The 13,706-nt window shown below is 57.8% G+C and carries 12 protein-coding genes and 1 pseudogene; 1 reads left to right on the plus strand and 12 read right to left on the minus strand.

Going from position 1 to position 13,706, the window contains the following annotated elements; translation table 11 throughout:
• Positions 1-201: 201 nt before the first annotated feature.
• The 12 genes and pseudogenes from RBT76_00090 to serS all read right to left on the minus strand — a co-directional run bounded on the left by RBT76_00090 (position 202) and on the right by serS (position 13,119).
• Entirely contained in the window at positions 202-1,632 is a 1,431-nt protein-coding gene (locus RBT76_00090) for a sigma-54 dependent transcriptional regulator (GenBank protein ID MDX9856170.1), read from the minus strand.
• Positions 1,633-1,741: 109 nt separating this feature from the next.
• Positions 1,742-3,886 carry a GAF domain-containing protein gene (locus RBT76_00095; GenBank protein MDX9856171.1) on the minus strand — a complete coding sequence of 715 codons (2,145 nt, stop codon included), beginning with the start codon at positions 3,884-3,886 and terminating at the stop codon, positions 1,742-1,744.
• Entirely contained in the window at positions 3,879-5,309 is a 1,431-nt protein-coding gene (locus RBT76_00100; protein ID MDX9856172.1) for an ATP-binding protein, read from the minus strand. The genes RBT76_00095 and RBT76_00100 overlap by 8 nt, the downstream gene beginning before the upstream one ends.
• Positions 5,306-6,211: pseudogene (locus RBT76_00105) on the minus strand (cyanophycin synthetase). The gene RBT76_00100 and the pseudogene RBT76_00105 overlap by 4 nt, the downstream one beginning before the upstream one ends.
• Positions 6,212-6,228: 17 nt before the next feature.
• Positions 6,229-6,585, minus strand: a complete 357-nt coding sequence (locus RBT76_00110; protein ID MDX9856173.1) for a hypothetical protein — start codon at positions 6,583-6,585, stop codon at positions 6,229-6,231.
• The gene (gene accD, locus RBT76_00115) at positions 6,585-7,427 is read right to left on the minus strand and encodes an acetyl-CoA carboxylase, carboxyltransferase subunit beta (protein MDX9856174.1); all 843 of its coding nucleotides are present in this window, start codon (positions 7,425-7,427) and stop codon (positions 6,585-6,587) included. The genes RBT76_00110 and accD overlap by 1 nt, the downstream gene beginning before the upstream one ends.
• 9 nt (positions 7,428-7,436) lie before the next feature.
• Entirely contained in the window at positions 7,437-7,925 is a 489-nt protein-coding gene (rimI, locus tag RBT76_00120; protein MDX9856175.1) for a ribosomal protein S18-alanine N-acetyltransferase, read from the minus strand.
• Positions 7,903-8,589, minus strand: coding sequence for a tRNA (adenosine(37)-N6)-threonylcarbamoyltransferase complex dimerization subunit type 1 TsaB (gene tsaB, locus RBT76_00125; GenBank protein MDX9856176.1), 687 nt, complete (start codon positions 8,587-8,589; stop codon positions 7,903-7,905). Before tsaB ends, rimI begins: the two co-directional genes overlap by 23 nt.
• Positions 8,586-9,020, minus strand: a complete 435-nt coding sequence (gene tsaE, locus RBT76_00130) for a tRNA (adenosine(37)-N6)-threonylcarbamoyltransferase complex ATPase subunit type 1 TsaE (protein MDX9856177.1) — start codon at positions 9,018-9,020, stop codon at positions 8,586-8,588. The genes tsaB and tsaE overlap by 4 nt, the downstream gene beginning before the upstream one ends.
• Before the next feature lie 8 nt (positions 9,021-9,028).
• Entirely contained in the window at positions 9,029-10,588 is a 1,560-nt protein-coding gene (locus tag RBT76_00135; protein MDX9856178.1) for a bifunctional response regulator/alkaline phosphatase family protein, read from the minus strand.
• A 9-nt stretch (positions 10,589-10,597) separates the two neighbouring features.
• Positions 10,598-11,854: a HAMP domain-containing sensor histidine kinase gene (locus RBT76_00140; protein ID MDX9856179.1), complete on the minus strand. Its 1,257-nt coding sequence runs from the start codon at positions 11,852-11,854 to the stop codon at positions 10,598-10,600.
• The gene (gene serS / locus RBT76_00145) at positions 11,854-13,119 is read right to left on the minus strand and encodes a serine--tRNA ligase (GenBank protein ID MDX9856180.1); all 1,266 of its coding nucleotides are present in this window, start codon (positions 13,117-13,119) and stop codon (positions 11,854-11,856) included. Before serS ends, RBT76_00140 begins: the two co-directional genes overlap by 1 nt.
• Before the next feature lie 260 nt (positions 13,120-13,379).
• On the opposite strand from serS, the gene rpmB reads away from it, so the two are divergent.
• Positions 13,380-13,610, plus strand: a complete 231-nt coding sequence (rpmB, locus tag RBT76_00150) for a 50S ribosomal protein L28 (GenBank protein MDX9856181.1) — start codon at positions 13,380-13,382, stop codon at positions 13,608-13,610.
• Positions 13,611-13,706: the final 96 nt, after the last annotated feature.

Genomic DNA, 13,706 nt, shown 5'->3' on the forward strand with positions numbered 1-13,706 from the left:
ATTCTAACCGAAGCAAGCAATTTTCGTTCCAAGCTTTGCCGAGCGGTGTCGTAAGAATTTTTGCGACAACAACATAACAGCATGTATCCACAGGTTATCCAGAATCGAGCGGGCTTTTCCACATGCCGATAGATGCAGAATTGTGCGCAAACTTTGCACACAGTAGCGTACCACGGTCCAACGACTTCGGGTGGCCGCGGTTCACTTCGATGCGTTCAGGGAGTACTCTTTGATCTTGTAGAGAAGGGAGCGGTAACTGATCTGGAGAAGGTCGGCGGCCTTGCGCCGATTCCAATTGGTCTTGGCGAGGACATGGCTGATCAGGCGTTTCTCCTCGTCGGCGATGCGCTTGCCGACCACGCTTTTGAGCGAAAGATCATTGGGGTCGTAAGCCGCCGCCGGCGTATATCCCGAGAATCCCGGCTGTCCGCCGGAGGCTCCCGACGGAGCTTTCAGCGACTGGTGGCTCGCCGACCGGATGAGCTCGTCGATGATGGACTCGTCTTCGCGCACGACCACCTGCTTTATCATGTTTTCGAGCTGGCGGATATTACCGGGCCAGTGGAAGCCCAACAGCTGCGCGATGGTCTCGGGAGTCAGCCCGGCGTACTGGCGGCTGTAGAGCCCGTTGTACTTCTCCAGGAAGTGATTGACCAGCAGCGGAATGTCCTCGGGGCGCTCACGCAGCGGCGGCAGGAAGATGGTTATTTCGTTGAGGCGGTAGAACAAATCATCGCGGAATCCCGCTTCGCCGATGGCCTCTTCGAGATTTCGGTTGGTGGCACAGATGATCCGGACGTCGACCGAGATCGTCTGCACACCGCCGACCCGGACGAACTCCTGCTGCTCGAGGACCTGCAGGAGCTTGGACTGCAGTTCCATCGGCATGTCACCGATTTCGTCGAGGAAGATGGTGCCCTTGTTGGCGACCTCGAATCGTCCCTGCTTGTTCTTGTGAGCGCCGGTGAAAGCGCCTTTTTCATAGCCGAACAGCTCCGCCTCGAGCAAGTCCCTCGGGATCGCGGCGCAGTTGACCTTCATGAACGGCTGGCTTCTCCGGCTGGACAATTCGTGCAGCGACCGCGCGACAATCTCCTTGCCGGTACCCGACTCTCCTCGGATGAGGACGGTCAACTCCGAGTCGGCGACCTGCTCGATCAGGGCCTTGACTCTGACCATGGGTTCCGAATCGCCGATGAAATTGGCGTACTTTTTCTGGGAACGGAGTTCTTCTTTGGCCTTCGCCAGTTCGCGGCGAAGCCGGCTTCGTTCGAGCACGCCGTTGATGTGGATCTCGACTTCCTTGACGTCGAACGGCTTGTTGATAAACTCGGCGGCGCCGAGCCGGACCGAATCAACAACGTAGCGTGTGTCGCCGTGTCCGGACAACATGATAACGTCGGGCCGCGATTCGCTTTTGTTCAACTTTTCAAGAACTTCGAGTCCGGACATGCCCTGCATCTTGATGTCAAGGAGGATGAGGTCGGGTTTCTCCGTCGAGACCATCTGAATCCCTTCGATACCGTCGCGAGCCGACACGAACTCAAAGTGCGACGGCAGTCCCTCGGAGAGGATCCAGGAGACCTTGGGATCGTCATCAATGACGAGGATCTTGGTTTTCTGCTTGGCCATAGTATGTAATAGGGTCTCGGTTCTTAGGTAAGTATCGGTCGTCAGGGCCGGAAATCAAGTATATTTCACGTCCGAATTGCTAACTTTCGGCAAAAGTATGCACGGTGACTTACGGTTCATACGGCAAGTACACGGTAAAGGTAGTCCCATCGCCCTCTTCCGAGTGGACACTCAGGGTGCCGTTGTGCGCTGAGATAATGCGTTCCACGACCGAGAGTCCGAGCCCGGTTCCGGTTTCCTTGGTGGTGTAATAGCGGTCGAAGATTTTGGCGAGGTTCTCCTTGCGGATGCCGACACCGCTATCCATGACTTTGATGGCCAGATAAAGCGACTTCTTGTGGTCCGGCTTTTCGACCAGCCCTTCGACCCGGAGTTTCCCTCCATCGGGCATGGCATCGATGGCGTTGATAAACAGGTTGAGGAATATTTCCATGAACTGGTTTTTGTTGATGATGACATCCCAACTGACCTGGCTGTCGAATTGACTTTCGAAATCGATGTTGTGTTTTCGCATGTCGGGAGCGACAAGTTCGGAGGCCCGCATGACGATCTGCCGAAGGTCGAGTTTGTTGGTCTCGTATTTGTTGGGGTTGGAGAAGTCGACCAGCTCACGTACCAGCTCGTTCATGCGGTGAATCTCGTCTTCGGCCATGCGGAACAGGTCGGACTTGTCCATTATCTGTGGCCAGCGCTGTTTAAGAATCTGGAGGGCGCCTTTGATGGAGGTCAGCGGCTTTCGCAGGTCGTGGGAGATTTCGGAGATCATGTTGCCCATAGTCATGAGGCGGGTCGCGTTTAACAGCGCTTTCTCCTTTTCGAAGAGATAGGTTGCCTGCGAGATGACCAGCCGCGCAATTGATATGTCGTCGTCGCTGTACGGATGCGGGTCATCGGCCCCGATGTAAAACACTGCCGTCAGGTCGCCTGATTCGCGGATGGGGACGGCGAGATAGGCCTGCCGGGGCTCCGGGTATGCTTTCGATTTGCGGATGAGTTCACCGACGTACAGAGAAACGCGCTGGATGTCATCGAGGTCCATGGTCGCCAGGTCCTCGGCTTCGAGGAGGAGGTCATCGCGACGGACACGCTGCAGGTCGATTTTGCCTGATTCGGTCGACGGAATGTCACTGATGCCGAAGACGCCGTCGGGCGTCAGCACCTTGTTGTAGTCGTCCCAGATGAACCAGACGGCGTACCTGATGGGAAAGACACGATTGAGTTTGTCGACCATGACGGTGCGAAACGCGGACCAGCTCTGGATGGACGGGACTTCCTGGTAGAACTCGTGGAGGATCTGGTATTCGACGAGTCGGCGCCGGCTGTTCTCAAACTGCCGGGCGTCATCGACCGCCACGGCCGCCTGCGACGCGAAGGTCGTGAGCAGGCGCAGGTCGTTTTTGTCGAAGCTGTCGCCTCGGTGGCGGTTGGCCATGTTGATGACGCCGAGCACGTTGTTTTTGATGATGAGCGGTACGCTGAGCAGCGAGCCGGATGAATAGCGTTCGCGATTCATGCGGGCGAAGCGCTCGTCGTGTTCGATGTTTTCTATGATAAGCGGCTCGCCGGTTTTCGCGACATAGCCGGCAATGGACGCGCCGATCGGGAGGCGGGTGGAGCGTATGATATCTTCATCGAGACCGGTAGCCGCCTCGATGGTCAAGTATTCGCCGCGATCGTCCACGAGCATGATCGAGCCGATTTCGGCGTTGGTCACCGCCGAGGCCAGTGCGACCAGCTGTTTGAGCAACTCGGTAAGGTTGGCCGTGGAGCCAATCGACTTTCCGGCCTCGTAGAGAGCGTTGAGTTCGCTGATCCTGCTTTCGAGAATGAAGTTGGAGAGCTTCAACTGCTCCATAAGGGAGCGCTGGGCAAGGTCGCTCCGGCGCTTCTCGAGGGCGCGTTTGACGGCCAGTTCGAGTTGGGCAAACTCGACGGGTTTCAGAAGGTAGTTGTAGGCGCCCTGCGCGATCGCTTCAAGGGCGGTGTCCATGGAGCCGTACCCGGTCATCAGGATAACCGGAATGCCGTCGTCGATCTCTTTGACGGCCTTGAGTATCTGCAGGCCGTCCATATGGGGCATTTTGATATCGGTAACGACGAGGTCGACTCGTTCGTTGCGGATCATCTCGACGGCCGCGGGAGAATCCTGGAAGGCACGCACTTCGATGCCGCCCCCCTGCAACAGAGCGGAGAGAGATTCGCACATGCGTTTCTCGTCGTCGATGACGATTATGCGTTCGGTCTTTTCAGTCATGGGCGATTTTGCCTTCCGCTACTGGTAATTCTATGGTGAAACAGCCGCCCGGTTCGAGATTTCGGAAAGAAATCGACCCGCCGTGATTTTTGATGATGCCATAGCACACGGAGAGACCGAGTCCGGTCCCACCGCCGGCTTCTTTGGTGGTGAAGAACGGTTCGAAAATGTGCGGGATGTGTTCCGGGGCGATACCCGGCCCGGTGTCCGAGAAGGAGATCCGTACACGTTTCGATGGCGCTTCAAGCCTGACAGAGAGCGACCCGCCGTTCGGCATGGCGTCACGGGCGTTTATTATGAGGTTGAGAAAGACCTGCTTCAGGCCCTCGGGGGCGGCGCTCAATTCGGGGATCGAGGCATCGTAGTTGCGGACGATCCTGATGTCATGCGAGGCGAGCTGTCGGTCCACCAGCCGAAGCACGTCATCAAGCAGCTTCACGATGTCCACCCGCTGGACGGCGAGTCCGGTCGGGCGGTGGAAGTCGAGCAGTTGTTTGACGATGCGGGCGATGCGGTCGATTTCTTCCGACACGATTCCCACGAAGTTGTTTGCCTGGTCGTTGTTCCGGCAGGCCCGCTGGATAAGCAGAACGTAGTTCTTGATGATGCCCAGCGGGTTATTGACCTCGTGCGCGACTTTCGCCGACATTTCTCCGAGGGCCGCAAGTCGTTCGGTCTGCAGCAACTGCTGCTGTGCGGCGCGAAGCTGCTGAATGGCCTGTTTTTCTCCCTGGTAGAGGCGGGCGTTCTCGATGGCGACGGCGATCTGGTTGCCGAGAATGGAGAGGAATTCCAGATCGTCGAGCTGGAAATCTCTTCCTGAGACTTTCTCGGACATGGCGAATATCCCGGTAAGCCGGGTCTGGTAAATAAGGGGGACGACGATGCCCGGTTCGAAGTTGCCGAGAATGCGACGTTCATCGGCGGACGAAATATCGCTGATCAGTTCGCGGGTGGGGACGGGTCGATTGAGCCGGGTGAGGTAATCGGCGAGGGCGGATGCGGCCGAGAAGTAGTCGTCTTCGGCGGGAAGCGACCCGGAGCCTTTGTACTTGATCGGATAGAGCCGATCGCTGTGCGCCTCGCGCTGGAGAAAGATGGCGCCTTTGAGCGCGCCGATCTGGCCGAGGCAGGTGAAGATAAACGTGTCGAGGAGCATCTCGTAATCGAGCACGGCGTTGAAATTGCGGGAGATTTCGAAGATCGTGTACAGATCGAATATCTTACGTTTCAGCTGGCGGTTGGTCATCGTCAGTTCCGCCAGCTTCTCTTCGAGCTGCCCCTGCAATTCGGCGACGGAGATGTCGGTGGGGGCGGTCGCCGGTTTCGCGGCGGAGCGGCGCGTCCGCGGCGTCGAAGGGCGCCGGGCGGTCGTCGAGCGAGTGGCGCGCGAGGGCGACTTTTTGTTGGGCGTCTTACTCATTTCCAGCCGATCATCGTAAGGAACTCCCCGACCAGATAGTGTGAGCCGATTACGACTATTATATCGTCGGACGCGGAGTTTTTCAACACCCGGCGATACGCCGTGCGAACGGAGCCGAATCGGCGGCGCTCGATTCCCCGCCAGTTGAGCGTCCGCTCCATTTCCTTCATATCAATCGAACGTTTGGTCTGCAGCGGCACCAGGGCATACGACGACGCGATACGCGACAACGAATTGAACATCTGCTGATGCGGCTTGCGCTTCACGAAACCAACGATCACGGCGGCCTTTTGGCCGGGGAAAAGGCGTTCGAAGGTATCTACGAAAGATTCCATTCCTTTGGCGTTATGGGCGACGTCGAGGACGTGGGTCGGCGAACTGTCGGCACGGATAATCTGGAAGCGACCGGACCAGTCGGTGTGGGTGATGCCGTCAAGAATCGCCTTTTTCGTGACGGCAGCAAGGCCGTTGTCGCGCAGGATGGAGCAGGCCTCGAGCACGAGGGCGGTGTTTTTCAGTTGGTGCGTGCCTTTCAAGGAGGGCGCGACATTTCGAAAGGTGAAGCGATCGCTCGTATAGTCGAGCCGGAGATTCTCGAGATCGGCGCGCAGCCGTGACTTGCGCAACCGATGGAGGGGGGCCTTGCGGGTGCGACAAACATCCCGGATTACCGTCTCGGCTTCCAGGGGCAGCAAACCGATCAGATGGGGCACCGCGGGCTTGATGATCCCGGCTTTTTCCCAGGCGATCTTGCGCAGGCTCGATCCGAGGATTTCGACGTGGTCGCGGCTGATGTCGGTCGTGATAGTCAGGATCGGGTCCAGCACATTGGTGGCGTCGAGCCGACCGCCCAGGCCGGTTTCGATGACGGCGATGTCGATATGGTTTCGGGAGAAATGGTCAAACGCGAGCGCGGTGACTAATTCAAAGAACGAGAGTTTTTTTTTACGAGTGCGCGTCGGTAGCGGTCAACGAATCGGGCGACATCGGCGCGCGGGATGCGCTCGCCATCAACCTTGATTCGTTCGCGGAAACTGACGAGATGCGGCGAGGTGAACAGACCGGTGCGGTACCCGGCGCTTCGCAGGACGGCGTCAAGCATAGCCGAGGTCGATCCCTTGCCGTTGGTGCCTGCGATGTGTATGGAAAGGAATCGGGCCTGCGGCCGGCCGATGGATTCGAGGAACTCGGTGATGTTTTGCAGACCGAGCTTCATCCCGAAAAACTCGCGGGAGAGAATGAACCGCTCGGCGGCAGCATAGGTGTGGCGATGCATTACTGTCTCTTCATGTAACGGAGAAGTTTGATGATCGTATCGCGGAGGTGTTTGCGGTCGATGATTTTGTCCAGGAACCCTTTTTCCATGAAAAATTCGGACGACTGGAACCCTTCGGGGAGATCCTGCCCGATTGTCTGCTGAATCACGCGGGGGCCGGCGAATCCAAGCAGCGCCTTCGGCTCCGCGACAATGACGTCGCCCAGCGATGCATAGGAAGCCATCACGCCGGCGGTCGTGGGGTTGGTCAATACCGAGATGTACGGGACGCGCTTTTTAGCGAGGACCGCAAGCAGGCCCGACGTTTTCGCCATCTGCATGAGTGACAGGATACCTTCCTGCATGCGGGCGCCGCCCGAGCACGATACGATGATAAGCGGAATCTCGCGGTCGATGGCGCGCTCTATTGCGCGCGCGATTTTCTCACCAACCACGGAACCCATCGATCCGCCGACAAACTCGAAGTTCATAATAGCGAAAGACACGGGCATACCGTCAATCTCGCCGATACCCGCGATGACGCCGTCGTTCTGTCCGGTCTTTTCCCGTGCAGCTTTAATGCGTTCGGTGTAGCGTTTGGAGTCCTTGAACTTCAGCGGGTCCTCGGAGACGAGGTGTACATCGTATTCTTCCAGCTTTCCACCGTCGAGAAGCATCTGGATGTACTTCTGGCTGGAAATGCGGAAATGGTAACTGCAGGTGGGGCATACCCAGAGCAGTTGTTCCATTTTCTTACTATAAACGATTTCGCCACAGGACGGACACTTGGTCCAGAGCCCTTCCGGGATATTCTTCTTTTCCTGAGTGGCGAGTCCGGTCTTTTCTTTTCGAAACCAGGCCATGTTCAACCCTTACGTTGCCGTGTCGTCCCGGTCGAAATAGTGGACCATAACGATCGCATCTTCGACGGGCCGACGGTAGTAGTTGGGCCGCTGGTAAAGTACTTTAAACCCGTACTTACGGTAAAACGCCAGCGCCTCGTGGTTTGATGGTCGGACCTCCAGTAGAATAAACTCGCATCCGCGACCATCCGCAATACTCAAAATACGGCTCAGGAGATGGCGCGCAACGGATTTCCGGCGGTGCTCCGGGGCGACTGCGATGTTGGTCAGGTGAGCTTCAACGTCGACAACAAGATAGCAGGCGTATCCGATTATGACACCGTCGATTTCGGCGACCAGCCCGCCCCACCCGGCAGCCGTGACGACATCGATAAAGGCCGAACGCGGCCAGGGGTCGGAGAAAACGGCTTTCTCCATCTCAGCGACGGCTGGGATATCGGCATTGGTCATGTCGCGGTAGACGACCCTCGTGCCGCTATGGACGCTGTCGCTGATCAAAGCGAATCTCCGCCTGTGATTTCTGGAGATACAATGGTTCCAGCGTATCGATATCGGCAACATCTGCCCGGCGCAACTTTTGCCGTCCCAGATGGATCAAATCGGCGGCCGCGAGCGGGATCAGTTCAATCTCCCTCTCCACGCCTGAGTCGCGGGCGCGCGTCACGACACCCTCGTCCAGTGCGACCAGGTCTTCCCCATCGGTCGTCGCGCGCAGGTCGCGATATGCAACGGCTGCAACGGAGGGTTCAATCCACTCTCCGCCGGATACAGTGACGGAAAAGCAGGCGTCCTTCTTGAACGGGACAAGCACGGTGACCGGATTTGGACGCTCAGCGAGTTTGAATGCAGCGAGTTCGAACGCCGACACGGAAACCATCACGAGATCGAGGGCGGTTGCAAGTCCCTTGGCCATGGACAGGCCGATCCGCAGGCCGGTAAAGGAACCGGGGCCGACAGAAACGGTCAGGGAGCGCAAGTCGCGTCCGGCGAGTCCGGATGAGTGCAGCAGGTCATCGATCTTCTTGAGCATCACACGGCCGTGCGAGATGACGAGCTTCTCTTCATAGGTGACCATACGGTCCTCGCCGAACCCGATCGCCATGCGAAGCGCGGGGCCCGAAGTATCGACAGCAAGCATCGGCAGTGTTTCGAGTCCGCTCATACCTGAACCAGTTCAATGTCGATCTGGCGTTCCGTTTCGCCCGCGATGCGGAACTCCAGCACGTAGTATTTCTGCGGGAGTAGCTCGGCGGCCTTATCGCCCCACTCCACCGCCATGATACCCTCCCGGGAAAGATATTCGTCCCAGCCTATCTCGTACAGCTCATTTGACTGCTGCATACGGTACAGATCAAAATGGTACAGCTTGCGATCTCCGCCCGGATATTCATTGACGAACGTGTAAGACGGGGAATTGACCAAGGAGGGATCGATCCCAAGTCCCCTGGCGAGACCTCGGACAAACGCCGTCTTGCCCGCACCCAGCGGGCCAATCAGCACGAGCACATCGCCGGGCAAAAACGACTTCGCGAGCTTCTCGGCAAGCGCCATGGTCTCATCTTCGCTGTGTGACACGACATGCAGTACGGACATGGATCGACCTACTTCGGAGTCATCACCGCAACCGGCACGACCATCTCTTCCAGCGAGATGCCTCCGTGCTGGAAGGAATTCTGGAACTGCCTGACCATCTCGTTATAGTTGTTGGGGTAGACGAAATAGTAGTCTTCCTTCGCGATGATGAACGTCGTGGCCAGCGAGAACATGGGCAGCCGCCACTCTTTGGGCTTCTTGATGAGGACCGAGTCCTTTGGGTCCGACTTGAGGTTGTCTCCGTACTTGTAGCGGAGGTTCGTCGAAGTCGTGCGTCGACCGTGAGCCATCGTTCCGCGCTGGCACAACACGGAGCCATGGTCGGATGTGACGATGACGGTGAAGTCGCGCTCGGCGAACTGCTTGAGGAGAGCGAACAACGGTGAGTGAACGAACCAGCTCCGCATAAGGGAACGGAAGGCGGCGTCGGTGCCGGCAATCTCCTTGAGAATGACGTTATTCGACCGGCCATGGGCAAGGATGTCGAGGAAGTTGAAGACGAACGTCACGGCCGGGCTTTCGAAGTAGTCACCGGCGCGCCGAACGAGCTCCTCCCCTTCCGTGTTGTTATACACCTTGACGTAGCGCATCGGTCTGTCGAAACGGATTCCGAGGCGGGCGAGGTTGTCGGCAAACATGCGGTCTTCGTAGCGGTTGAGTGACCCCTCGTCCTGGACCTGGTAATTGTCCGGATAGATCCTGCTGATCTCATCGGGGAACATCCCGGCAAAGACGGCGTTGCGGGCGAACGGCGTGGCTGTCGGCAGGATCGAGAAGTAGTACGAGCGTTCGATATTGAAAAACTCGGACATCAGCGGCTCGACGAGCATCCACTGGTCGAGGCGCATGCAGTCGACGACGACAAACAACACCTGCCGTCGACTCTTGAGCGGCGGCGCCACGAATCTGGCGACGATATCGGGCGACATCAGCGGGCGATCGTCGCCGGAGAGCCAGGATTGATAGGTGTTCAGTATGTACTTGGTGAATTCGGTATTCCATTCGCGCTTGGTACCGGTGTGGGTTTCTTTGAGACCATCGTCGTTGCTGTTGTCCAGTTCCAGATCCCACTCGGCCAGCAGCCGCGCCGCCTCGTGCCAGTCGTCGGGCTGCATCGGCCCATACATCTTCTGGTTGAACTTATTGATTTCGGTGACGTATCGCCGCATGGACGATGAACTGATGATTTTTTTCGCATCAAGAAGCCGTTTGATAACGAGCAATATCTGCGACGGATTGACCGGCTTGACAAGGTAGTCATCGATCTTCGAGCCGATGGCGTCTTCCATCAGCGACTCTTCTTCGGATTTGGTGACCATAACGACCGGCAGGTGCGGGCGGAGGTCCTTGATTTCCTCGAGCGTGGTGAGACCGTCCTTGCCCGGCATCATTTCGTCGAGGAGCACCAGGTCGAAATTGCCGTCGCGCACGGCCACGATCGCGTCATCGCCCGACATGGCCGGCGTGACGGAGAACCCTTTCTTTTCCAGGAACAACAGGTGCGGTTTGAGGGAATCGATTTCATCGTCGACCCAGAGAATTCTTTTCTTGTCCGAGGGAATCGGCATGTGCACTCCTTAGCGCCGCGCTGCGACCGGCAGGGTGATTTTGAAGACAGTCTCGCCGGGGTGCGATCGTTCCAGCCGGATCTGTCCGTCGTGATACTCTTCGACAATCCGCTTGACGAGAGTGAGGCCGAGACCCCAGCCGCGTTTTTTGGTGGTGAAGCCCGGCCTGAAGATTTTGCGTGCGGCGGCCGGTGAGATACCCGGGCCGTTGTCTTTCATTTCGATATCGACCATACGTGGATCACTGCCGTGCGTGCTGGTGATTTCGATCACACCGGTCTTTGAATCGACTGCCTGCAGTGCGTTTTTCACCAGGTTTTCCAGGGCCCACGTGAGCAGTTCCGGGTTCAGGTCGACTTCCGGTATGTCTCCCCCGTGGAAGGTGATCTGCACCCCGTGACCTTCGAACGGCAGCCGCCGCCGATAATATTCTACCACTTCTTCGATCAATTCGTTCAGTTTGCATGGACTCAATTCCGGGATCGAGCCGATCTGGCCGAACCGGTTCGCGACCCGCTGCAATCGGCGGACATCGATTTTCATGTTATCGACCGTCTGGTCGATCAGGCCGGGTTCCGCGCCGTCGCGCACGGGCGACTCCGACTCGAGCACCTCGATCCAGCCCATGAGCGACGATATCGGGGTGCCAAGCTGGTGCGCGGTTTCTTTGGCCATGCCGACCCAGATATGGCGCTCTTCGCTTCGGCGAATGGTCTGGAACCCGATCATACCAACAATGAGAAAAGCCAGAACGATCCCGATTTCGACAAAGGGCATGAGTTTCAGCTCGTTGATGACCTCGGAGTCGCCGTAGTACAGATGGTGGACGAAGTCGTCGCCGTAGTGCAGTTTGAATTCGCCGTTTTGTTTCTTCATGTCGGCGGCGATCTTCTTCAGACGGGCCATCGTCGGCGCATCGGGGTTGCGCAGCTCGGGATCGATATCTTTGATGTTTCGCCAGTAGAGCGGTTCCCCGTCCTGGTCGACGACAAGAATCGGGAAGGTGGCTTTGACGATGATTTCGTTGAAGATGAACTGCAATTCACTGCCGGACATCGGCGAATTCGCAGCCAGCTGCCAGAGCTGGACGTACTTTTCGACCTGCGAGCGGATATCACGCTGGAGAGTATCGATGACGTCGAAGGTGTACCAGATGAAGCCGATCGAGATGATGGCGATACCGACCAGCAGGAACGTCTTGAACAGGGTAGACTTGCCGACGTAGAGATCCGACGTACGGTTAAAAGCGCGCCACCGAGGTGCCATCAGCCGATTTTCCCAATCCCGCCCATATAGGGACGGAGCCGTTCGGGTATGGTCACGGTCCCGTCCGCGTTTTGATAGTTTTCGAGTATCGCCGGAATAAGTCGGGCGAGCGCCAGGCCGGAGCCGTTGAGCGTAAAGGGGAAGCGGACGGACCGATCGGCATCGCGGAATCGGCAATTCATGCGGCGTGCCTGAAAATCCTCGAAGATCGACACCGAGGAGATTTCGAGGTAGCGTTCGATACCCGCCGCCCACAGCTCGAGGTCGTAACATTTCGCGGCCGCGAACGAGAGATCGCCGGTGGCGAGGGCGCTGACGCGGTACGGCAATTCAAGGTACTGGAGGACCTTCTCGGCCTGCGCGACAAGTGACTCCAGTTCATCGTAACCGGTCTCCGGCCGCACGATCTTCACGAGTTCCACTTTCGAGAACTGGTGCACGCGGATCATGCCGCGGGTATCCTTGCCGGCGGAGCCGGCCTCGCGTCGATAGCAGGGCGTGTGGCCGACCAGACAGATGGGGAGCTGCTCGTGATCCAGGATCTGATCCTTGAACATGTTGGTGATGGGGACCTCGGCGGTCGGGATCAGGTACGGCCCGTCGTTGCGTTCGCGATACATGTCTTCATCGAGTTTGGGGAGCTGCCCTGTGCCAAACATGGTGTCGGCGGTTACCAGGTGCGGGACGGTTACTTCGGTGAACCCGTCGGCGGTGTGCAGGTCCAGCATGAAATTGATCAGGGCACGCTCGAGCCGTGAGCCGAGTCCTTTGAGGATATAGAAACCTGCGCCGGAGACGCGGGCGGCAGCTTCGAGGTCGAGAATCCCGAGTTTCGCGCCGACTTCCCAGTGCGGCAGCACCGGATAGTCCCGCTTGACGATTTTGCCCCACTCGCGGACGACAACATTGGCGGATTCATCCTTGCCGACCGGGACCGACTGATGCGGGACGTTTGGGACCCAGGACAGTGCGGACTGGAGTTCGTCTTCTATCTGGCGTCGGCGCTCATCGAGTTCGGTGATTTTCTGGCCGACCTGGCGCATCGACGCAATAGCGTCATCGGCCGGTTCCCCGGCCTTTTTCTTCCGGGCGATCTCGGCCGAGGCTTTGTTGCGGGCCGCCTTGAGCTGTTCCACTTCGCCGATCAGTTCGCGGCGGGATTGGTCGAGCCGGAGGATATGATCGACATCGGCCTTTTCGTTTTTGTTGGAGATGGCCGTTTTGACCAGGTCCGGATTCTCGCGAATAAATTTGATATCGAGCATGCTGATTCCTGACTGCTGTATACTCTCGTAAGCCGGGCTGACCGTTTGGTTCCCAAGTATATACATCGGGCGGACGGCCGTCAATCGGCCTGACCGGCCGGCGCGCTACAGGGATATCGGGGTTTGGTTTCGCGGTACCCGGGCCGTCCTAACTGCCCGAATGTCAATAAAATGGGCTATTTCTTCAAGATTTTTCTTGCCCCGGGCCGATTATTTTCTATAATTGGTGACTTGTCAATTTCTCGGGAGTAGACTGGATTATGGCAAAAGCTTGCGAAATATGCGGTAAGAAGCCGATGTTCGGCAATAACGTGTCCCACGCGCACAATATCACCAAGCGCCGGTGGGTGCCGAACCTTCAGCGTGTCCGTGCGCTGATCAACGGTCAGCCGAAGCGGATCGAAGTGTGCACGTCGTGTTTGAAGGCGGGCAAGGTAATCAAGGCAACCCGGACGCGCAAGCCGGCGAGCCTGACCGGCGCGCAGGCGTGACTGTACACCGCGAGATGACGTAAGAAAGCCGCGCGAGAGCGCGGCTTCTTTTATTTTGGGAATTGGCATAGAAGAGCGGGCGGCCAGCAACTGCGA

The organism is Candidatus Zixiibacteriota bacterium (genome assembly GCA_034003725.1).
Lineage (GTDB): Bacteria > Zixibacteria > MSB-5A5 > GN15 > FEB-12 > WJMS01.

Excerpts from the sequence above, each read along its gene's own strand:
- RBT76_00090 (MDX9856170.1), bottom strand. The coding sequence starts at position 1,632 with ATGGCCAAGCAGAAAACCAAGATCCTCGTCATTGATGACGATCCCAAG.
- RBT76_00095 (MDX9856171.1), bottom strand. The coding sequence starts at position 3,886 with ATGACTGAAAAGACCGAACGCATAATCGTCATCGACGACGAGAAACGC.
- RBT76_00100 (MDX9856172.1), bottom strand. The coding sequence starts at position 5,309 with ATGAGTAAGACGCCCAACAAAAAGTCGCCCTCGCGCGCCACTCGCTCG.
- RBT76_00110 (MDX9856173.1), bottom strand. The coding sequence starts at position 6,585 with ATGCATCGCCACACCTATGCTGCCGCCGAGCGGTTCATTCTCTCCCGC.
- accD (MDX9856174.1), bottom strand. The coding sequence starts at position 7,427 with ATGGCCTGGTTTCGAAAAGAAAAGACCGGACTCGCCACTCAGGAAAAG.
- tsaB (MDX9856176.1), bottom strand. The coding sequence starts at position 8,589 with ATGAGCGGACTCGAAACACTGCCGATGCTTGCTGTCGATACTTCGGGC.
- tsaE (MDX9856177.1), bottom strand. The coding sequence starts at position 9,020 with ATGTCCGTACTGCATGTCGTGTCACACAGCGAAGATGAGACCATGGCG.
- RBT76_00135 (MDX9856178.1), bottom strand. The coding sequence starts at position 10,588 with ATGCCGATTCCCTCGGACAAGAAAAGAATTCTCTGGGTCGACGATGAA.
- RBT76_00140 (MDX9856179.1), bottom strand. The coding sequence starts at position 11,854 with ATGGCACCTCGGTGGCGCGCTTTTAACCGTACGTCGGATCTCTACGTC.
- serS (MDX9856180.1), bottom strand. The coding sequence starts at position 13,119 with ATGCTCGATATCAAATTTATTCGCGAGAATCCGGACCTGGTCAAAACG.
- rpmB (MDX9856181.1), top strand. The coding sequence starts at position 13,380 with ATGGCAAAAGCTTGCGAAATATGCGGTAAGAAGCCGATGTTCGGCAAT.